This window comes from Maricaulis sp., from assembly GCF_034670125.1.
Taxonomy (GTDB): domain Bacteria; phylum Pseudomonadota; class Alphaproteobacteria; order Caulobacterales; family Maricaulaceae; genus Maricaulis.
On record NZ_JAXMOC010000002.1, the window covers coordinates 240,299 to 259,396 of the forward strand.

Consider the following 19,098-nt stretch of genomic DNA (forward strand, 5'->3'; position numbering starts at 1 on the left):
CGGTCCTCCGGTGTTTCGTGAGTTTGTCACAAGTGCCACGCTTCCAAAACGAATGATTCGCGAGGTGATGCCCCATGAAAGCGCAAGGTCCTCTAAAAGGGGTTAAGGTGCTGGAGTTTGTCGGCCTGGGGCCGGCGCCATTCTGTGCCATGATGTTGTCCGACATGGGCGCCGATGTCGTGCGTATTGACCGCCCCGGTGCACACGGGCTTGGCCCGGCGGATGTCCTGGCCCGCGGCCGCCGGTCGGTCGGGCTTGATCTCAAGGACGAGCAGGAGCTGGAAACGGCGCGCCGCTTGATTGCGGCGGCTGATATCCTGCTGGAAGGCTATCGACCCGGCGTGATGGAACGGTTGGGTCTGGGGCCGGACATGGCACTCGCGCGCAATCCGGCGCTGGTCTATGGCCGCATGACCGGGTGGGGACAGTTCGGACCGCTGGCCCACGCAGCCGGACATGATCTCAACTACATTGCCCTGACCGGTGCGCTCGGCGCGATCGGTGATCAGGACAAGCCCGCCATCCCGCTCAATCTCGTCGGCGATTTCGGTGGCGGTGCCATGTATCTCGCATTTGGCGTGCTGGCGGCCTTGCATCATGCCCGTACAACCGGAGAAGGCCAGGTGGTCGATGCGGCGATTGTTGACGGCGCGGCCTCCCTGATGGCCTCGCAGCACCAGCTCGCGGCCCTGGGCCTGTGGTCCTCGGAGCGGGGCACCAACCTGCTGGATGGAGCCGCCCATTTTTATTCGGTCTATGAATGCGCTGATGGTGAATTCGTTTCGGTTGGTCCACTGGAGCCCGAGTTTTATACCTTGCTGTGCGAGAGAACCGGATTTGACGGCCAGGCTTGGCCAGCTGACTGGTCCGGCAAGGGATGGTCGGCAGCCAAGGCGGCCCTGGCTGACCTGTTCAGATCCCAGCCGCGTCAGCATTGGTGCGACCTGCTGGAGGGAACAGACGCCTGCTTTGCTCCGGTCCTGACCTACGAGGAATCAGCGCGCCATCCGCACATGAAGGCGCGCGGAGTCTATGTCGAGATCGACGGGGTGCGACAGGCAGCACCGGCACCGCGTTTTTCGCGTACGCCTGGCGCAATCCAGGCAAGTGCGTCGAAACCCGGAGCCGATCGGGAGGCTGTCCTGGCCGACTGGCTGGCTGATTGATCAGGGAGTCCCAAGGCGGAATTCGGAGCGGATCAGCCCGGGGCGCCGCGCGCATGGGAGAGGTCTGCGCCGTCGGTGATCGCTCCGGCCAGGCGACAGTCGCGCAACTCGGCAAATCGCAGGTTTGCTCCGCCCAGATTGGTGGGGACGGCGCGTCCGCCGCCCAAGGCGAGCGGGTCCAGACGGGCGCCGCGCAGGTCTGCATGAGACAGGTTGGCACCGGACAGGTCGGCACCCCGCAGGTCGCTATCGCGCAGGTCGCAACCGCGAAGATCGGCGTGGCCAAGGCGGGCGCCCTGCAATTCAGCGCCCCTCAAGTCGAGACCTGACAGGTTTGCGCGCGCAGCCTGAAGGGCCGTGAGCAGCGCTCCGGACGTGTCTGTCACATCGCGCAGGTCCAGCCCGTCGAGACGGGCCGGCTCGCCCTCCTGGCCACCGGTTCTGACGCGCTTGATGTGGTCGTCAATGCGTTGCTGGGCAGTGCGGCTGTCAGTGTCAACGGGAAGCTCTGGCAGGTCCGGATCGTCGGGCAGCGCGCCGGTCAGAAGTCCTTTGGTCACGGCCATGGAGCGATCCCCCTGGTCGTCGCTGGTGTTGCGAAAATCGGCATCGGTCAGGTCGGCACCGGAAAAGGATGTTCCCTTGAACAGGGCGTTGCAAAAGGCCGCGCCGGTCAGATTGGCGCGATTGAAACGGGCGCCGGCGAGGCTGGTCTCTGCGAAGCGGGCCCCGACAGCGCTGGCACCGGCCAAACGGGCCTGGTCGAGGACCGCGCCGCACAGGACCGCTGCGTCCAGCTTGGTCGGCTGAGACCGGGTGGCGGCCGCCGATCCGTCTCCGGGAGGCGCGGCGAGCTCACGAAAGTCCGCGCCGACGCACCGGGCTGCCGTCATCTCGGCGCCGGACAGATCACATCCGCGCAAATCCGCCCGGTCGAGCTGGCATGCCGTCAATCGGGCCTGGTCCAGACTGGCGCCGGCGAGCCGGGCGCCGCGCAGGTCCGCGCCTTCCAGATTGCACCCGGTCATCAAACAGCCACGCAGGTCGGCATCGCGCAGGTCACGACCGGCAAAGGACAGGCCTCGCACGTCCATGTCCACCAAGGCGGCGAGGCAACCATCCGCCTGACCGGCGAGCAGGCGCTCGTGAGCCTCGCAAATCCGGTCGAGATCGCGCTGGTCGATCGGGGAGGGGGCAGTGTTGTGCAAAGCGTGGCGGTCCAGTCAGGCAGAGGGTTTGCGAGCAAACAGGTGGCACAGGATAGACCACCGCAACTTGTTCAAGAAAGTGTTCATGTCGGGTTCAGGGCTGCTGCGCCATCTTCAGTATCGAGATCAGCGGACACCTTTTTCAGTCCCTCGCTCGTTCGTTGAGCTCGGTATCGTAAAGATAACCCCCGAAACGCCGGTCACCCCCAATGACCGGCGTTTCTTCGTGGTAAAGGCCTGTCAGGGCAGGGATTGAGAGGGGCGACAGGTTTTGTCCTGACGCCTTGGCATAGTGATCCTCAACGAAGCGAAAGCGCGATGGAGAGATCACAATGGCAATCGCAATCAATGCATATGTCGACGGCGTCAGCGGACTGCGCAACATGGTCCCGCATCGGTTTCGCGACGGCTTTTACCGCATGCAACGCCCGGGCGATGACATTGATTGCCTGCATGTCGAAGACCTGCGCTCGGTCTGCCGCTATCTCAACAAGGGCTATCGGCTGGCGATGAGCACGTCGGAAGGGCATTCCATGCCGTCCTGGCTGCCGGCCGACACGGTGCGGATCGCGATCCGCTGACGCGGACGAAATCAGGCCGATTTCAATCCAGTGCCGCCTCACACGCAGCCATTGACTGAATGGTATTCACCGAAACACTGGGAGCAGATGCTTGGGAGGTCACCATGAATCTCGTCCTGCTGACGTTTTGTCTGGTGTGCGGGTTTGCCGAAGGCCCAGATCTCGACGCGCCCGTCGACCAGAGCGCGGATCGGGCGGTCATGATCGACCCGGGTCACCCCACCGACCCGCTTGATACCCTTGAATTTGAGGGAACCATCCGCGCCCGGGGCCTGATCGGCTTGATGCGGGTCAGCGGCACACTGGGGTTTGCGAACGGGGACCTCGTCTGGACCGCGCAGGGCGAGACCGACCGCGGTCCCTATGTCGTCCGGGCCCGGGATGGCCGCGTCGCCTTTATGGCAGACTATACCCTGCCGAGCGGTGAGCCGGTCAGATGGACCGGGTTTTTCGACGGGGCCCGCCTGATGGATGTCGAGGTGGTCTGGTCACGCAGACGCGGAGATCTGGTTCACGATCTTATGCTCCCCGTCGAGGTGACACTGGACTTTACGCCCGAGCACTAGGCGCTGCCTGCACACACAGCACTCCAGCACTGCCCTCTTCTGGCCGGTTCGGACCGCTCGCGACGGTAGGTCGTTGGCGCCTTCCCGCGCTCGATCGCGCAATGGTCCGACTCTGCCGGTTCGGTTAGGTTCGATCCCGAAAGTGCGAGAAGGGGCGGAGCATGAAATTCGACAGGCAGCTGATCTCCAATGGCAATTCGATGGAAGCGATCGTCGGTTTCAGTCGTGCGGTGCGGGTTGGCCCGTTCATCTCAATTGGTGGTACAGCCCCGGTTGGGCCGGACGGCAAGACCGTTGGTGTGGGCGACGTGGCCGCCCAAACCCGGCAGTGCATTGAAATAATGAAGGCTTCTCTGGAACAAGCCGGTTCCGGTCTTCACCATGTCGTGCGGACGCGAGTCATCCTGACCGACATCGACAACTGGAAAGCCGCGATCGATGTGCGGAAGGAATTTTTCAAGGACGTTCGACCGGTGGACACCATCATGGCCATCGACCGGTTCGTGAATCCGGAATGGCTCGTCGAACTCGAGGCCGACGCGATTATCCCGGATTGAACCGCCAATGGCGCGATCCGGGGGGCGATCCGTTCAGGGCGCGGCCAATCCTAGGGCAGGCCCGGGAAATCGCTGCGGCGATGGCCCTTTACCATGTCGGCGAGTTCGGCCGGTGCCAGCACCTCGACCTGGTCACCCCAGGCATAGAGATGCCAGCACATTTCCAGCCAGCCACAGGCGTTGAACCTTACGGTCAGCCGGCCGTCTTCATCGATTGCGCTGCTCTGGCCGGGGTGGAAACGGTATCGCGCGGCGTGCGGGGCCGCCGTGGCGGAGAAGCGCCAGACGACCTCGCCATATTCCCGATCGTCCTGGAACACACCGAAGGCGCGGTTGGCGTAAGCCTCGAAATCGAAGCCGTCGGCGCGGGCGAACCAGTCATCGGTTGCCTCGGCGATTTCGATATCCTCGACCCGGAAGTGGCGCATATGGGTATCCGGACGGTCACGGTCCCGCCCGACCAGATAGCGCCGGGCGCCCAGCAACAAGCCATAGGGTTCGATCCGTCGCTCGCGGGCGATCTCGTCGCGCCGGCCGCGATAGCGGATTTTCAGGACGAAGGGCCCCTTGAGTGCCTCGGCTATGGCCGCATCGACGGCCGGGTCCGACGCTGGCTGGGGGCCGGGTCGGGCTGCATGACCCATGGCTTCCAGCAAGGCTTCCTCGTCGGCCTCCACACGGGCGCGGCCGCGATCGGGCATCAGAAGATCGATCTTGGATCGGAGGCTGCGCAGCTGCACGGCTTCGCGCGTCAACCCCTCACGCTCGAGCGTCGTGACCGCCAGCTCGAGCGCAGCGACCTCGTCGGCCTGGGGGGCAAAGAACTCGCCGACCCGTCGGCGCGGAACCCGCCAGCGTTTGATTCCCTCGCCATCGACGTGATCCTCGGTGTCGGTGAACACTTGCTCGAGGGCCTGTGTCATGCGTTGGGCGGTGCGCCGGACGCAGCCGAACTCGCGCTCGATCTCGGTCAGCGACACGCCGCCATAATTGCTGGCCATGCGGGCCAGGCGCAACAGATCAACCGCTTTGCCAAAGGACATGATGTCTTCCCGAATCCCGGTGCTGCAAGGCCCGGTGATCTGATAGACTCACCGGCGCGTGAATTGCATTCGACAGGACATGGACGAACCACTCAACCCGACCCCGCGCCAGCCTCATCTGCTGGTCCGCATTTTCAGTGTCATCATCGCGACGATCAGTCGGACGATGGCGCGTGATGTCATGCTGTTTGCCGGTGGCGCCTCTTTTTTCGGGATGCTGGCGCTTTTTCCGGCCATCGCCCTGGCGATGTCGGTCTATGGCCTGATTTTCTCGGCTTCGGATGCCGAACAGCAGATTGCCCGCTTCGCTGAAATCATGCCTCCGGGGGCCCAGGATTTCGTGCTCGGCCAGATGGGCCGGCTGGCTGACGCGCCAATCACCGCGCTGTCCGTGAACGGCTTCATTGCCCTGATGATCGCCCTGTTCGCCGCCTCGCGTGGGGTCAAGGCCATCATCGCCGGCCTCAACCATCTGGCCGAAGACCGGGACATCCGCAATATCGTTCAGTTCAACATCCTCGCCATGATGAGCGTACTGGTCGGCGGCGCCTTGCTGACGGTCGCCAATCTGGCCGTGCTGTTGATCCCGGTCCTGTTGGCTCGCCTGGCCCGGGCCCTGGGGATCGAGGCGCTGGACCTGGGTGCGGCCGCCAATGAATGGACAGTGGCGGCCGGCTTCATGTTCATCGCCCTGGAACTGCTGTACCGGGTTACCATGCGCAAGCGCAAACAGGCCGTCAGCTGGCGGGCCTCCACCATCGCGGCCATTACCGCGACCGCCCTGTGGCTTGGCCTGTCGAAGGGATTTTCAACCTATGTTGCAGAACTGATTGATTTTAGCGTCTATGGCTCACTGGGCGCACTTGTCGTCTTTCTGTTGTGGATTTATTGGTCTGCCTATGCCGTGTTTTTTGGTGGCGCCCTGGCGATCGAGGTCGACAATCGGGTGCGAGCGTCGCGCGGCGATGACGAGATGATGTCCGAATCCGGATGATGTCAGGCCCGGGCTAGCTATTTGCTGCGGTCGCGATATAAACATGAACCGAATATCAACTTCGAGACGGGGTTCGCATGAAAAAGGTATTTGCCGACGCCCAGGCCGCGCTTGACGGACTGGTCTTCGACGGGATGACGATCATGGCCGGCGGGTTCGGCCTGTGTGGCATTCCGGAAAATTCGATCGCCGCCCTGCACAAGTCTGGGGTCAGGGATCTGACGGTGATCTCGAACAATTGCGGTGTCGACGGCTTCGGCCTTGGCGTTCTGCTCGATGCCAAGCAGATCAGGAAAATGGTGTCCTCCTATGTCGGCGAGAACAAGGAGTTCGAGCGCCAATACCTGTCCGGCGAGCTTGAGCTGGAATTCAACCCGCAAGGCACGCTGGCCGAGCGCATCCGCGCCGGTGGCGCCGGTATTCCCGGCTTCTTCACCAAGACCGGCGTTGGCACATTGATCGCCGAGGGCAAGGAACATCGTGATTTCGACGGTGAGACCTTCATCATGGAAACGGGCCTGAAGGCCGATGTCTCTATCGTGAAAGCCTGGAAGGCTGACCCGCAGGGCAATCTGGTATTCCGCAAGACCGCTCGCAATTTCAATCCGATGATGGCGACGGCCGGCAAGGTCACCGTGGCCGAAGTCGAGGAAATCGTCGAACTGGGATCGCTCGACCCCGACGAAATCCACACGCCGGGCATTTTCGTCCAGCGGCTGTTTGTGGGCAGCTTCGAAAAGCGAATCGAACAACGCACCATTCGTGAAAGGGAGGTCGCATAATGGCCTGGACACGTGATGAAATGGCGGCCCGCGCCGCCCGCGAACTGGAAGACGGTTTCTACGTCAATCTCGGTATCGGTATCCCGACCCTGGTGGCCAACCACATTGCCGAGGATATCGACGTCACCCTGCAGTCGGAAAACGGCATGCTGGGCATGGGGCCATTTCCCTATGATGACGATGTCGACCCGGACCTGATCAATGCCGGCAAACAGACCATCACCGAGCTGCGCCGGACCTCCTATTTCTCCTCAGCCGACAGTTTCGGCATGATCCGCGGCGGCCATATCGACCTGTCGATCCTGGGCGCAATGGAAATCTCCGAGAACGGCGATATCGCCAACTGGATGATCCCCGGCAAGCTGGTCAAGGGCATGGGCGGCGCGATGGACCTGGTCGCCGGCGTCAAGCGCGTGGTGGTGATCATGGATCATGCCAACAAGAAGGGTGAGCCGAAACTGCTCAAGGAGTGCACGCTGCCGCTGACGGGCAAGGCTTGTGTCCACCGCATCATCACCACGCTGGGCGTGTTCGATGTGGCCGAGGACGGGCTGGAGCTGATCGAACTGGCCCCGGGCGTGACGCTCGATCTGGTCGCCGAGCAGACCGAAGCGAAATACTCGGTTGCGGCCAAGCTGGTTGAGCACGAACCGGCCTGACAAGGCCGTCGGACCCTGTACAATGACCGGAAATGGCAAGGGCGGTTCACCAAAGCGTGAGCCGCCTTAGCATTGTTTAATCCGGGTTTCACCTTCGCACACAGGCGTGTCCGGGTAAGACAGGCAGGCGAGGGAGATTCACATGCCACTGACACGCCTGTCTTTGAACAATCCGGCTGCTGTTTTTGTCGGCATTGCACTGATCGTGCTGATGGGCGTGGTCGCCTTTACACGTCTCCCCGTCCAGCTTTTCCCGGATACCGCGCGGCCGCAGGTCAATATCGCCACCTTCTGGCGGTCTGCGTCTCCGCTGGAGATGGAAAGCGAAATCATCGAGCCGCAGGAGCAATTGCTTTCGGGGCTGCCCGGTCTCGAGGAAATGCGTGTGTTTGTGGGTGAGGGCTCGGCCTTCATCAATCTGACCTTCGCGCTCGAAACGGACATGACCCAGACGGCGATCGACATATCGAACCGCCTGTCACAATTGCCGCCGCTACCGCGCGATGCGGTCGGACCGAATATCGGTGGCTTCGGCGGTGACGCGCAGCAGAGTCTGATCTGGTTCTTCATGCAGGCCCTGCCGGGCAATCCGAACGAGATCCACGACTATTCCGCGTTCGTCGATGACACGGTCATTCCCCGCATTGAAGCGATTCCCGGCGTCGCCAGCGTCCAGATCGGCTGGGGGCAGCGACCGGAAGAATTGCAGGTCACGATCGATCCCTATCGTGCCGCGGCCCTGGGCGTGACCCTGCCGCAGATATCCGGGGCGATCGTCAACAATTCCGACGTGTCCGGCGGCAATGCCGAGATCGGCCGGCGCTCCTACCAGATGCGTTTCGAGGGTGAGTTCGAGCCCGAGGAACTGGACGAGTTGGTGATTGTCTGGCGCGACGGTACACCGGTCCGGCTTGGTGATGTCGCGACCGTTTCCGTCAATTATGGTGAGCGCAACAACTTCACCTATCAGAACGGCAACCCGGCTATGGGCATCGAGGTCCGGCGGCAGCCCGGTGCCAATGTCCTGTCTGCACTGGACGCGGTGAAAGCCGAGGTCGCGGAAATCAACGCCACGCTGCTGGAGGAACGCCAGCTGGTCATGGCACCGTCCTTTGACGCCTCGATCTTCATCATGCGGGCGATCGACCTGTTGCGTACCAACCTGGTCCTCGGCGTGGCCCTGGCGATTTTCGGGCTGTGGCTCTTCCTGCGCCGGGCGCGGGCGACATTGATCATTTCGCTCGCCATCCCGGTCTCGCTGCTATCAACCTTGATCGTGCTCTTCCTGTTGGGCCGGTCGCTGAACGTGATCTCACTGGCGGGACTGGCCTTTGCCACCGGCATGGTGATGGATGCGGCGATTATCGTGCTGGAAAACATCATCCGGCGGCGCGAGGCCGGTGAGGACGCCGATACCGCCTCCGACAAGGGCGCCCAGCAGGTCTGGGGCGCGCTTCTGGCTTCGACGACAACCACGGTTGCCATCTTCCTGCCAATCATCTTCACGCGGAATGCCGAGGGCCAGATTTTCGCCGACCTGGCCGTGACCATAGCGGTCGGGGTGGCCATTTCGATGATCGTGGCAGTGACCATTTTGCCCGTCGCAGCGAAATACTGGATTCGCGACCGGGCCACCGTCACACAGCAACCCATCCTCAACCGTATCGCCGGTTGGGTCATGGCAGTCAGCGACAGCCCGCGTCGCCGGATCGGTGTCGCGGCCCTGCTGATTGCCCTGCCACTGGCCTTCACCTGGTTCTCGCGCCCGGCGATGGATTACCTGCCGCCCGTCAAGCGGGATGCCGTGGACGCCTTCTTCATGTTCCCGCCCGGCTCCAATCTCGACTGGGTCGAGGAAGAAGTCGCGGCGACCATCATCGAGCGTCTCGAACCCTATATGAGTGGTGAGCGCGAGCCGGCCCTGCGCAATTACTATTTCGGCACCTTCCCGGGCGGTGGCGGCGCAACGGCAGGCATCCGGGTACAGGACCAGTCCCGCGTGGGCGAGCTGGAGCGGATCGTCCGCGAGGAAATCATCACCGGCATTCCCGATGTGATCGGCTTTGCCCAGCAGGGCAATCTGTTCGGCGGCTTTGCCCAGGGCGGCAACATCCAGGTCAATATCCAGTCGTCGGACGAAGTCGCGCGCGCGCGCGCCACCGAAGTCGGCCTGCAGCTGCTGCGCGAGCGCTTTCCCGGCGTGAACATCAATGCCAATCCACCACCGCAATCGACCCAGCCGCGGCTGACGCTTGTGCCCAACGACCGGCGCATCCAGGAAGCCGGCTGGGCCCGCCGCAATGTGGCCGGCATGATCGCCATGCTGGGCGATGGCCAGTTCATCGGCGAGTATTTCGACGGCGAGAGCCGGATGAACATCATTCTGCGCTCCGAAGGCTGGGACACGCCGGACCAGCTGGCCGGTCTTCCCATCGCCACCCCCAGCGGCGCGGTCGTGCCCTTGGGCGACCTCGTCCAGGTTCGCGAAGAAGTGGGTGTCGGGGGCATCCAGCGCCTCAATCGCCGCCGCACGGTGACCATCAATATCAACCAGCCCGAAGGCGTGTCGCTGGAGGAAATACTGACGGTCGTCCAGCAGGAAGTGGAACCGGCAATCCGGGCCGAACTGCCACCGGACGGCACCGTTGTCTATGGCGGCAGCGCGGACAGTCTCGACCGGGCGGTCAATACGATGCTGATGAATATGGGCATGGCGATGGTGATCCTGTTTCTGATCCTGGCCGGCATGTTCCGTTCCTTGCGGGATGCGGTTCTGGTTCTGGTCTCGATCCCGCTGGCCGGGGTCGGCGGCGTCGCCATGTTGCAGATCCTCAACCTGTTCGTGACCCAGCCGCTGGACCTCTTGACCATGATGGGCTTCGTCATCCTGCTCGGCCTGGTCATCAACAACGCCATCCTGCTGGTCGACCAGACCCGTCAGGGCGAGCGCGATGGCCTGGGGCGCCGCGAGGCGGTGGAGCAGGCGCTGCGCATGCGCTTGCGGCCGATCTTCATGTCGACGATGACCAGTCTTCTCGGCATGCTTCCGCTTCTTCTGGTTCCCGGTGTGGGCAGCGCGATCTATCGCGGCCTCGCAGCGGCAATTGTCGGTGGCATGAGCATCAGCCTGGTCTTCACACTCGTTCTCATTCCTTGCTTGTTGCGGCTGGGCGAGGGCGCCCGTCAGCGCATTGCGCATACATCCTCAGCCGTTTCGGCCGAATAGACCTGTCTTCGGAGACCCCCATGATGGCTCGATTTTTCAAACTGGCACTTGCCGTTCTCCTTTCAGGTCTGACGGGCGCGGCGCTGGCCGTGCAACCGGGGCCTCCGCCGCCGGCAGTGGTCAGGACGTCCGAGATCATCTCGCTGGACATGGCCCGGACGCTGACGACACCGGCCAGTGTAATGTCCCGCAATGATGCCCAGATCGCCGCCGAGGCGTCCGGTCGGATCACCTTCATCGCCGAGCCGGGCGACGAGATCGACGAGGGTGGACTGATCGCCCAGATGGATGACCGGCAGGCCCGCATCCAGCTTGAAGAGGCACGGGCGCGTCATGCCCGTGCAACCGCCAACGCCAATTACCAGAATGCCGAGGCGACGCGTTATCAACAATTGGCGGAAAACGGCACGGTGCCGGTCACCCGCCGACGCGAAGTCGAACTCGCCCGTGACCTCGCCGTCCAGGATGCACGCGAAGCTCGCTCGGCGCTTGATCGCGCTGAGCTGGCCCTGGAACGCACGCAGATCCGGGCGCCTTTCGCGGGACGGGTCGCCGTGCGCCTGATCCAGGTGGGTGAATTGTCATCGCCGGGACGCGATATCGCACGTCTGGTCGATATCGAACACAAGGAAGCCGTCGCTCAGGTGCCGGTCGCGGTGGCGCCATTCCTCAGCGTCGGCATGGACGTGTCACTGTCTCTCGGCGATGAGCAGACCGTGCGCGCGCCGATCCGTGCCATCATTCCGGTCGGCGATGCCGTCTCCCGCACCTTCGAAGTCCGCATCGATCTGGAAGGCTCGGACTGGATCGTCGGCTCGGCGGCTCGTGTCGCCCTGCCCACCGAAACCCCGCGGACCCAGCTTGCCGCCCCGTATGATGCTGTCATTCTGCGCGCCAACGGCAATTTCGTTTTTGTCGTCGACGATGACGACGTGGCCCACCAGGTCGCGGTTGTTCCCGGTGTCCGCAGCGACGGTTTCGTCGCGATTTCCGGCGACATCGAAGCCGGCCAGCGAGTTGTCGTCTCCGGCGCGGAAACCCTGTCCGACGGACGAACCGTCACCGAGCTGGGCGAAGACGCCTGACCTCAGCAGGCCACCACATTCACGGCGAGACCGCCCTGGCTGGTTTCCTTGTACTTTTCCTGCATGTCGACGCCGGTCTGACGCATCGTCTCGATGACCTGATCCAGTGAGACTTTCATGTCCGCCGAGGTCGCCCGCAGCGCCAACCGGGCGGCGTCGATCGCCTTGATCGCACCAATGGCGTTGCGTTCGATACAGGGAATCTGGACAAGGCCGCCGACCGGATCGCAGGTCAGGCCCAGATTGTGCTCCATGCCGATCTCGGCGGCGTCCTCGATCTGGGCGTTGTTGGCGCCCATCGCGGCGGCCAGCGCCGCAGCAGCCATGGAACAAGCGACGCCAACCTCACCCTGACACCCCGCCTCAGCACCGGAGATCGAGGCATTCTTCTTGTAAAGCGACCCGATGGCGGCCGCCGTCAGGAAGAAGCGTTGCAGGGCTTCCTCGTCATCCTGATCCCGATGGTACTTGTCGAAATACCGGGCCACGGCCGGGATGATGCCAGCAGCGCCATTGGTTGGCGCGGTCACGACACGCCCGCCAGCGGCATTCTCCTCGTTAACCGCCATCGCCCACAGATTGATCCAGTCCATCGCGGCGAGCGGGTCTTTCTTGGGGTCGACCGGCTCGGCGATCAGGTCGCGATTCATCTTGGGCGCGCGGCGCTTCACATTGAGGCCGCCAGGCAGGACGCCATCCTGCTTCAGGCCGCGGTCAATGCAGTCCTCCATGGCCCGCCAGAGGCCCTCAATACCCGCCCGGATCGTGTCGTCGGGAAGGAAGGTGCGTTCATTGGCCAGCATGATGCGATAGATGGACAGGCCCGTACGTTCGCCAATCTCAAGCAGTTCGGCGGCCGAGTTGAAGGGATAGGGTTCACCTTCTTTCACATCGGCGGCGGAATTACGGCCTGCCTCGTGTTCATCGATCACGAAGCCGCCTCCGATCGAGTACCAGATTTCCTCGCGAATGATGTCGCCGCTTTCGTCTAGTGCCCGGAATTTCAATGCGTTGGAGTGGAAGGGCAGGCGGATATCCCCCCGGAAGTCCAGGTCACGACGTTCGTCGAAAGAAATTTCGCGGCCATTGGCCAGCTTCAGCGTCTGCGCCTCGCGTATCCGGGCGAGGCGCGCCGGTATCGTGTCCGGATTGATGCGGGCCGGATCGCTGCCTTCAAGGCCGAGCAAGACCGCGGTGTCGGTTCCGTGGCCCAATCCGGTCAGGGCGAGCGAGCCGTAAAGTTCGGTCTGCAATCGGGCGATGGGAGGCGCGGCCGGATCCTCGAGCATACGCTCGACAAAGACCTTGGCGGCCTTCATGGGCCCGACCGTATGAGAGCTGGACGGGCCGACGCCGATCTTGAAGAGGTCGAAAACACCAAAATGCATGGAGCAGGCTCGCTGTCAGGGGAAATTGGATCAGGGTCAGCCCGGCTCAGCCGTCGCCAAGGCCCTGGTCCCGGGTGAAGGCATTGAAGCAGATGATGGTCTGCGTGTCCTTGATCCCGGCAATCGTCTGGACCTTCTGGTTCACGAAACGGCCGATATCGGTGTCGTCCTGCAGGGTGAAGCGGGCCAGCAGGTCAAAGGCGCCGGAGATCGAATGCACCATCGGCGCCTCGTCGAGATTGTCGACCAGCTTGGCAGCCACGTCATAGGTGTGACCCAGCTCGCATTTGATGAAGACGTAGAATTGACGCATGGCAAACTCCTTGGGACTGCCGGGGATCCGGCGGGGGGACTGCCGGGTAGCCGGCGGGCAAAACGGGTGTCAGGTTACGGCCGACCGGATGTTGAAACGCGGCTCCTGCCAGACCCCGCTTTGCATGACATCGGCGAGAATCCCGACGGCTGTCCAGACGTCCTGATGGCTGACATAGAGCGGTGTAAACCCGAAACGCAAAATGTCCGGCGCCCGAAAATCACCGATCACACCGCGCTCGATCAGGGCCTGCATGATGGCGTAGCCGTGCTCATGGGCAAAGGAGACCTGCGAGCCGCGTTCACTGGCATCGCGGGGGCTTCTCAGCTCGAACCCGTCGAGCCGGTCCTCGACCAGATTGATGAAAAGGTCACCCAGAGCTTGCGACTTGGCCCGGATGGCCTGCATGTCAGCCTCCAGCATGATGTCGAGGCCGCATTCCAGCGCCGCCATGCCGAGAATGGCCGGGGTCCCGCATTGGAAGCGGTCAATGCCCGCCGCCGGCTCGTACCGGTCATCGAAGTCAAACGGGCGAGCATGTCCGAGCCAGCCGGACAGGACCGGGAACACCTGGTCCTGGTGGCGTTTCGCCACAAACAGGAAGGCTGGGGCTCCGGGACCGCCATTGAGATACTTGTAGCCACAGCCAACCGCGAAATCAGCCTTGCAGTCATTCAGCGCCACCGGCATCGCGCCGGCGCTGTGGCTGAGGTCCCAGATCACAGGGATGCCCAATGCCTGGGCCCGGGCCGTCACCGCTTTCATGTCGTGCAATCGGCCCGATTTGTAGTGTGTGTGGGTGAGAAGCAGCGCCGCCACGTCGTCGGTCAGCGCCGCATCGATCTCGTCCCGCTCGACAAGGACTTGCCGGATGCGCCCACCGGAGAGCGCCGCCAAGCCTTCCATCATATAGGCATCGGTCGGAAAATTTCCGGTTTCCGAAAGGATAACGGATCGCTCAGGCGCCAGTTGCAGAGCAGCGCACAGGGCCTTGAAAATATTGACTGATGTTGATTCCCCAGCAATCACTTCGTCCGGGGCTGCACCGATTAGTCGGGCGACTTTGTCGCCCAGTCGGCGCGGGGCGCTGATCCAGTCATGGGTGTTCCAGGCGCGGATGAGATCTTCACCCCATTCACGTTGGACGACAGCCTCGACACGGCCGGACGTGGCCTTGGGCAGGGCGCCGAGCGAGTTTCCGTCGAGATAGATCACCCCGTCGGGGATGGAAAAGCGCTCGCGAAACCCGGCCAGCGGGTCGGCGGCGTCGAGACGGCGAACGTCCTCGAATGTCGTCATGGGAGTTCTCTCAGTACGGCGCGCAGCGGAGCGGCATCGGCGCCGGCGATCTTGAGGGGCAGGGCAATGAGTTCGTAGCCGCCATCGGGAATACGATCGAACACGAGGCCTTCGAGGATTCGCATATCGTGCCGGCGTACCGCGTGATGGGCATCCATGGTTTTGGAGGTCTGAGGGTCCAGCGACGCCGCGTCGACACCAATCAGCCGGCAACCGGACGCCGCCAGACGGTCGATGGTGTCAGCGTGCAGGGCACGAAAGTGCGGATCCCAATTATCTGATGGAAATCTCGAATAGGTGCGGACCAGAACGCGCCTGGCGCCGTCAATCACAGACCAGTCCAGATCGGCTGGCCCGACATGACCCCCAGCACCGGAGGCCGTGACCAGAGTGCAGGGGCCGATATAGAGGTCCAAAGGGGTTGCGGCGATGTCGTCGCCGGCGGGGTCGTAATGGCTGGGCGCGTCCGCATGGGCGCCGCTATGCGTCGACAGGGTCAGGCGCGACACCTTGACCGGACAATCCGGTCCGATGGTCCAGACGTCCTGGCAATCGAACACGGTATCGCCGGGCCAGACCGGCAAGTCCGGGCGCAGGGTTTGCGATATGTCCCACATTTTTGCCATGGCTCAGAGCGAGGTCCGCACGGTCCAGATTTCCGGGAAGAAGCGCAGGTCCAGCGCCTTCACCAGATAGGACACGCCGCCGGTTCCACCGGTGCCGCGACGAAAGCCGATGATCCGTTCGACGGTTTTCATGTGGTTGAAGCGCCATTGCTGGAACTTGTGCTCGAGATCGACCAGCTTCTCGCCCAGCTCATAGGCTTCCCAATGGGTTTCGCTGTCGCGGTAGATGGTCCGCCAGACGTCCTCCACCTTCGCGCAAGCCTCGTAGGGCTGGGTCCAGTCGCGCTCAAGCCGGTCGGCGGGGATGTCATAGCCCTTGCGCGACAGCCAGCGCAGCGTCTCGTCCCACAAGCTGGGGCTTTGCAGGGCCTCATTGACCATCTTGAACGCGGGCGGATTGCTGGCGTGGACGCGAGCGAGGGCGGCATTCTTGTTGCCGAGCCGGTATTCCAGGGTGCGATACTGGAAGGACTGGAATCCGGAGGAAGCGCCCAGCTTGTCACGGAAGGCCAGATAGTCGGCCGGGGTCATGGTGGCGAGCACTTCCCATGCCTGGGTCAATTGCTCCTGGATTCGACTGACCCGGGCGAATTTTTTCAGGGCCGGTCCGGCATTGTCGTGCTGCAGGTCGTCGAGTGCCGCTCGCGTCTCGTGCAAGAGCAGCTTCATCCACAATTCGGCGACGTGATGGATGATGACGAACAGCATTTCATCATGCTCATCGGTCAACGGGGTCTGCGCTGCCAGCAGGACGTCCAGCGACAGGTATCCGCCATAGGACATTTCGTCCTTGAAGTCCCAGTGGATGTCCTCGCCGGACACGTCCACGCGGGACGAGAATGTGTCGCTCATCCTGTTACTCCCCGTTCTCCGGTCGCGAGCCGGACGACTCGCTGGCACCTTCGTCGTTGCGTTGAGGTGTAGGGGTTAAGCGGGGCGACTGGCAACCGCAGCAGACGCTTGAAGCGTCCCTGTCCCGTGCCTAGTTTTCCGCAGATTGTGAAGGGGAAACACATGGAAGCGGCCGTCGAGCAAAGCGTTTGGGATGTGATCAGGCTCTATTTGCAGCAGGGCTATATCCATATCCTGCCCCGCGGCCTTGATCATATCCTGTTCGTCCTCGCCCTGTTTTTCGCTTCCACGCGCCTCAAGCCGCTGATCTGGCAGGTCTCCGCCTTTACCCTGGCCCACACGTTGACCCTGGCACTCGCCGTTCTGGGCTATGTCTCTCTGGACCCGGCCATCGTCGAACCGATCATCGCGCTCTCCATTGCGTTCGTGGCCATCGAGAACCTGATCTTCAAGGACATGACCCGCTGGCGGCCGGCGGTGGTGTTTGCCTTCGGCCTGTTCCACGGCCTGGGATTTGCCGGCGTGCTGAGTGATTACGGCCTGCCGCCGGATCAATTGCTGGTCTCGCTGTTGAGCTTCAATATCGGTGTCGAGGCGGGACAGCTTACGATCGTGGCGGCCTGCTGGCTGGTCCTGCACCGTTTCGCCGAGGCGAGCTGGTATCCATGGCTGGTCCGCATTGCCTCCGGCGCCATCGCCGCGATGGCGCTGTGGTGGGCTTTCGAGCGCGTCTTCCTTGGCGGGTAGACATGAAAAAGGCGGCCCCCGATCGGGAGCCGCCTTTCATTCAATCCGGCGGATTGATTACCAACCGCAGTCGCGGTCAGCATTTTCCGCTTCCAGGTGCGTCATCAGCGGCTGGAAATAGGCGATGATGGCCGAGCCATCCATTTCGCGGGTGCCGGTGAAGGCTTCCAGCGCGTCCGGCCAGGGCTGCGACGCACCCATTTCCATCATCGCGTTGAAGCGGGCGCCGACCTCCTCATTGCCGTAGATCGAGCAACGGTGCAGCGGGCCTTCCCAGCCGGCCATCTCACAGGCCGCTTCATGGAATTGGAACTGCATGATGAAGCTGAGGAAATAGCGCAGATAGGGGACATTGTTGGCGATGTGGTATTTCGAGCCCGGATCGAAGGCGTTTTCACCACGCTCGACCGGCGGCACGATGCCCTGATAGCTCTCGCGCAGCTCCCACCAGGCGTCATTGTAATTGTCCGGCTGGATCTCGCCGCGCAGCACGCGCCAGCGCCACTGGTCCATCATCACGGCGAAGGGCAGGAAGGCGATCTTGTCGAGGGCGGTATCCATCAACAGGCCGAGATCGGCTGAGGCATCAGGAACGTCGGCCGCATCCAGCAGGCCGATCTGGACCAGATAGTCCGGGGTCACGGACAGGGCGATGAAATCGCCAATGGCCTCGTGGAAGCCGTCATGGGCGCCGCCCTGGAACAGGAAGTCCTGCTGGTTGTAGGCGCGCTGGTAGAAGTTGTGGCCCAGCTCGTGGTGCACGGTGACGAAGTCATCGGCATTGACGCGGGTACACATCTTGATGCGCAGATCGTCGACACTGTCGAGATTCCAGGCCGAGGCGTGGCAGGCGACCTGGCGGTCACGCGGCTGGATGATCAAGGAGCGCTCCCAGAACGTGTCCGGAAGCTCTTCCATGCCCAGAGAGGTAAAGAAGGTCTCGGCGGTCTCGACCATGCGGATCTGGTCATACTCGGCATCGACCAGAAGCTGGGTCAGGTCATAGGCCGGACCGGCATCGCTGACCGAGGCCACATCCGCGAGGGATGCCCAGGACTGGGCCCACATATTGCCCAGCAGGTCCGCCCGGATCGGACCGTCGGCGGCCTGGATTTCATCACCATACAGGCCATTCAGCTCCGAGCGGACGGCGCAATGGAGCTGCTCATAAAGCGGCTCGACCTGGCCCCAGAGGCGCTCGACCTCGGCTTCCATCTCGTCGGCCGGCATGTCGTAATTGGACAGCCACATCTCGGCGAGATCGGAGAAACCCAGATCGCGGGCGCCGGCATTGGCGATCTCGACCATTTCGGCATAGTCGGTCGACATCTGCTCGGGATTGTAGCTGTCACGCCAGCCCGCCCAGACATGGGACAGGAATTCCGGGTCGCGGCTGGTCCGCATGATGTTTTCCAGCTCGTTGTGGTCGACCATTTCCCCGTCGATTTCCATCAGACCGGTCGAGTAGGCCGAACCCATGCGCGTGGTCAGCTCGGACAGGCGGGCGGCCGCTGCGCTGTCGGCCGGAGCCGGCAGCGTGATCCCGGCGCGCAGCACATTCATCTGCCGCGACATCTCGGTCGTCATCTCCAGCTCGTTGAAGCGGGCCGTTTCGGTGGCCAGACGAACCGCCATCTCGGTGCCTTGGGTCGACATGCGCTCCAGCAACCAATTGGTGTCGTGGGTGATGAAGTTGTTCTGGACCCAGGCGGTACGGGCGCCGAACTCGCTGAACTCACGCAATTCCGTCGTCGCATCGGCGAGGAATTGTTCGGCATCGGCCACCGTGACCGGTGCCTCGGTTTCGGTCGCGGCGGCTTGCGAGCCGGCAGCAGGCTCGTTGGGGGCACTACAGCCCGCAAGCACCGCCAGAAGGGCGCCTGAAGCGACGCCGGTCATCAAACGTTTCATGGATCATTCTCCCCGTCTGCCCGTCGGGCAGTATTGGCTAACTGTCTCTATCCTGATGCGCTCGTCGTGCGCGTCAAGGCGACGGCGCGCGATTG

18 protein-coding genes are annotated in these 19,098 nt (G+C 62.9%); 10 read left to right on the top strand and 8 right to left on the bottom strand.

Annotated elements, in window-relative coordinates; all coding sequences use genetic code 11:
• Window positions 1-74: 74 nt before the first annotated feature.
• Window positions 75-1,166, top strand: a complete 1,092-nt coding sequence (locus VOI18_RS04485; protein WP_323761211.1) for a CaiB/BaiF CoA-transferase family protein — start codon at window positions 75-77, stop codon at window positions 1,164-1,166.
• A 32-nt stretch (window positions 1,167-1,198) separates the two neighbouring features.
• Here VOI18_RS04485 and VOI18_RS04490 read toward each other — a convergent pair whose 3' ends face one another.
• On the bottom strand, window positions 1,199-2,374 hold the full coding sequence (locus tag VOI18_RS04490; protein ID WP_323761212.1) for a pentapeptide repeat-containing protein: 1,176 nt from the start codon (window positions 2,372-2,374) through the stop codon (window positions 1,199-1,201).
• A gap of 332 nt (window positions 2,375-2,706) precedes the next feature.
• Here VOI18_RS04490 and VOI18_RS04495 point away from each other — a divergent pair, with 332 nt between their 5' ends.
• The 3 genes from VOI18_RS04495 (at window position 2,707) to VOI18_RS04505 (ending at window position 4,078) form a co-directional block, all read left to right on the top strand.
• Window positions 2,707-2,955 (top strand): hypothetical protein, encoded by a 249-nt coding sequence (locus VOI18_RS04495; protein WP_323761213.1) that lies wholly within the window; start codon window positions 2,707-2,709, stop codon window positions 2,953-2,955.
• A gap of 104 nt (window positions 2,956-3,059) precedes the next feature.
• Complete coding sequence (locus VOI18_RS04500) at window positions 3,060-3,521, top strand: hypothetical protein (protein WP_323761214.1); 462 nt, start codon at window positions 3,060-3,062, stop codon at window positions 3,519-3,521.
• 161 nt (window positions 3,522-3,682) lie between these two features.
• Window positions 3,683-4,078 (top strand): RidA family protein, encoded by a 396-nt coding sequence (locus VOI18_RS04505; protein ID WP_323761215.1) that lies wholly within the window; start codon window positions 3,683-3,685, stop codon window positions 4,076-4,078.
• Window positions 4,079-4,128: 50 nt separating this feature from the next.
• On the opposite strand, the gene VOI18_RS04510 is transcribed toward VOI18_RS04505, so the two are convergent.
• Window positions 4,129-5,121, bottom strand: a complete 993-nt coding sequence (locus VOI18_RS04510) for a WYL domain-containing protein (RefSeq protein ID WP_323761216.1) — start codon at window positions 5,119-5,121, stop codon at window positions 4,129-4,131.
• A gap of 79 nt (window positions 5,122-5,200) precedes the next feature.
• Between VOI18_RS04510 and VOI18_RS04515 the strand changes: the two genes are divergently transcribed.
• From VOI18_RS04515 to VOI18_RS04535, 5 genes are all read left to right on the top strand, one after another.
• Entirely contained in the window at window positions 5,201-6,115 is a 915-nt protein-coding gene (locus tag VOI18_RS04515) for a YihY/virulence factor BrkB family protein (RefSeq protein ID WP_323761217.1), read from the top strand.
• A 77-nt stretch (window positions 6,116-6,192) separates the two neighbouring features.
• Window positions 6,193-6,897 carry a CoA transferase subunit A gene (locus VOI18_RS04520; protein WP_323761218.1) on the top strand — a complete coding sequence of 235 codons (705 nt, stop codon included), beginning with the start codon at window positions 6,193-6,195 and terminating at the stop codon, window positions 6,895-6,897.
• Window positions 6,897-7,556, top strand: coding sequence for a CoA transferase subunit B (locus VOI18_RS04525; RefSeq protein WP_323761219.1), 660 nt, complete (start codon window positions 6,897-6,899; stop codon window positions 7,554-7,556). The genes VOI18_RS04520 and VOI18_RS04525 overlap by 1 nt, the downstream gene beginning before the upstream one ends.
• 142 nt (window positions 7,557-7,698) lie before the next feature.
• Window positions 7,699-10,782, top strand: coding sequence for an efflux RND transporter permease subunit (locus VOI18_RS04530; protein ID WP_323761220.1), 3,084 nt, complete (start codon window positions 7,699-7,701; stop codon window positions 10,780-10,782).
• Window positions 10,783-10,802: 20 nt separating this feature from the next.
• Complete coding sequence (locus VOI18_RS04535) at window positions 10,803-11,867, top strand: efflux RND transporter periplasmic adaptor subunit (protein WP_323761221.1); 1,065 nt, start codon at window positions 10,803-10,805, stop codon at window positions 11,865-11,867.
• Window positions 11,868-11,869: 2 nt separating this feature from the next.
• On the opposite strand, the gene VOI18_RS04540 is transcribed toward VOI18_RS04535, so the two are convergent.
• The 5 genes from VOI18_RS04540 to kynA form a co-directional block, all read right to left on the bottom strand.
• Window positions 11,870-13,255: an L-serine ammonia-lyase gene (locus tag VOI18_RS04540; protein ID WP_323761222.1), complete on the bottom strand. Its 1,386-nt coding sequence runs from the start codon at window positions 13,253-13,255 to the stop codon at window positions 11,870-11,872.
• Window positions 13,256-13,301: 46 nt separating this feature from the next.
• Window positions 13,302-13,568 carry an Lrp/AsnC ligand binding domain-containing protein gene (locus VOI18_RS04545; RefSeq protein ID WP_323761223.1) on the bottom strand — a complete coding sequence of 89 codons (267 nt, stop codon included), beginning with the start codon at window positions 13,566-13,568 and terminating at the stop codon, window positions 13,302-13,304.
• A 69-nt stretch (window positions 13,569-13,637) separates the two neighbouring features.
• Window positions 13,638-14,867 carry a kynureninase gene (gene kynU, locus VOI18_RS04550; protein ID WP_323761224.1) on the bottom strand — a complete coding sequence of 410 codons (1,230 nt, stop codon included), beginning with the start codon at window positions 14,865-14,867 and terminating at the stop codon, window positions 13,638-13,640.
• Window positions 14,864-15,493, bottom strand: a complete 630-nt coding sequence (gene kynB / locus VOI18_RS04555) for an arylformamidase (RefSeq protein WP_416374855.1) — start codon at window positions 15,491-15,493, stop codon at window positions 14,864-14,866. The genes kynU and kynB overlap by 4 nt, the downstream gene beginning before the upstream one ends.
• 3 nt (window positions 15,494-15,496) lie before the next feature.
• Window positions 15,497-16,345: a tryptophan 2,3-dioxygenase gene (kynA, locus tag VOI18_RS04560; RefSeq protein WP_323761226.1), complete on the bottom strand. Its 849-nt coding sequence runs from the start codon at window positions 16,343-16,345 to the stop codon at window positions 15,497-15,499.
• A gap of 162 nt (window positions 16,346-16,507) precedes the next feature.
• Here kynA and VOI18_RS04565 point away from each other — a divergent pair, with 162 nt between their 5' ends.
• On the top strand, window positions 16,508-17,092 hold the full coding sequence (locus VOI18_RS04565) for a HupE/UreJ family protein (RefSeq protein ID WP_323761227.1): 585 nt from the start codon (window positions 16,508-16,510) through the stop codon (window positions 17,090-17,092).
• 57 nt (window positions 17,093-17,149) lie between these two features.
• Here VOI18_RS04565 and VOI18_RS04570 read toward each other — a convergent pair whose 3' ends face one another.
• Entirely contained in the window at window positions 17,150-19,003 is a 1,854-nt protein-coding gene (locus tag VOI18_RS04570; RefSeq protein ID WP_323761228.1) for a M2 family metallopeptidase, read from the bottom strand.
• Between the last annotated feature and the right edge of the window lie 95 nt (window positions 19,004-19,098).

Coding starts and splice junctions, on each gene's coding strand:
- VOI18_RS04515 (WP_323761217.1), top strand. CDS start 5,201: ATGGACGAACCACTCAACCCGACCCCGCGCCAGCCTCATCTGCTGGTC.
- kynU (WP_323761224.1), bottom strand. CDS start 14,867: ATGACGACATTCGAGGACGTTCGCCGTCTCGACGCCGCCGACCCGCTG.
- VOI18_RS04505 (WP_323761215.1), top strand. CDS start 3,683: ATGAAATTCGACAGGCAGCTGATCTCCAATGGCAATTCGATGGAAGCG.
- kynA (WP_323761226.1), bottom strand. CDS start 16,345: ATGAGCGACACATTCTCGTCCCGCGTGGACGTGTCCGGCGAGGACATC.
- VOI18_RS04520 (WP_323761218.1), top strand. CDS start 6,193: ATGAAAAAGGTATTTGCCGACGCCCAGGCCGCGCTTGACGGACTGGTC.
- VOI18_RS04565 (WP_323761227.1), top strand. CDS start 16,508: ATGGAAGCGGCCGTCGAGCAAAGCGTTTGGGATGTGATCAGGCTCTAT.
- VOI18_RS04535 (WP_323761221.1), top strand. CDS start 10,803: ATGATGGCTCGATTTTTCAAACTGGCACTTGCCGTTCTCCTTTCAGGT.
- kynB (WP_416374855.1), bottom strand. CDS start 15,493: ATGGCAAAAATGTGGGACATATCGCAAACCCTGCGCCCGGACTTGCCG.
- VOI18_RS04485 (WP_323761211.1), top strand. CDS start 75: ATGAAAGCGCAAGGTCCTCTAAAAGGGGTTAAGGTGCTGGAGTTTGTC.
- VOI18_RS04570 (WP_323761228.1), bottom strand. CDS start 19,003: ATGAAACGTTTGATGACCGGCGTCGCTTCAGGCGCCCTTCTGGCGGTG.
- VOI18_RS04495 (WP_323761213.1), top strand. CDS start 2,707: ATGGCAATCGCAATCAATGCATATGTCGACGGCGTCAGCGGACTGCGC.
- VOI18_RS04545 (WP_323761223.1), bottom strand. CDS start 13,568: ATGCGTCAATTCTACGTCTTCATCAAATGCGAGCTGGGTCACACCTAT.
- VOI18_RS04510 (WP_323761216.1), bottom strand. CDS start 5,121: ATGTCCTTTGGCAAAGCGGTTGATCTGTTGCGCCTGGCCCGCATGGCC.
- VOI18_RS04500 (WP_323761214.1), top strand. CDS start 3,060: ATGAATCTCGTCCTGCTGACGTTTTGTCTGGTGTGCGGGTTTGCCGAA.
- VOI18_RS04540 (WP_323761222.1), bottom strand. CDS start 13,255: ATGCATTTTGGTGTTTTCGACCTCTTCAAGATCGGCGTCGGCCCGTCC.
- VOI18_RS04530 (WP_323761220.1), top strand. CDS start 7,699: ATGCCACTGACACGCCTGTCTTTGAACAATCCGGCTGCTGTTTTTGTC.
- VOI18_RS04525 (WP_323761219.1), top strand. CDS start 6,897: ATGGCCTGGACACGTGATGAAATGGCGGCCCGCGCCGCCCGCGAACTG.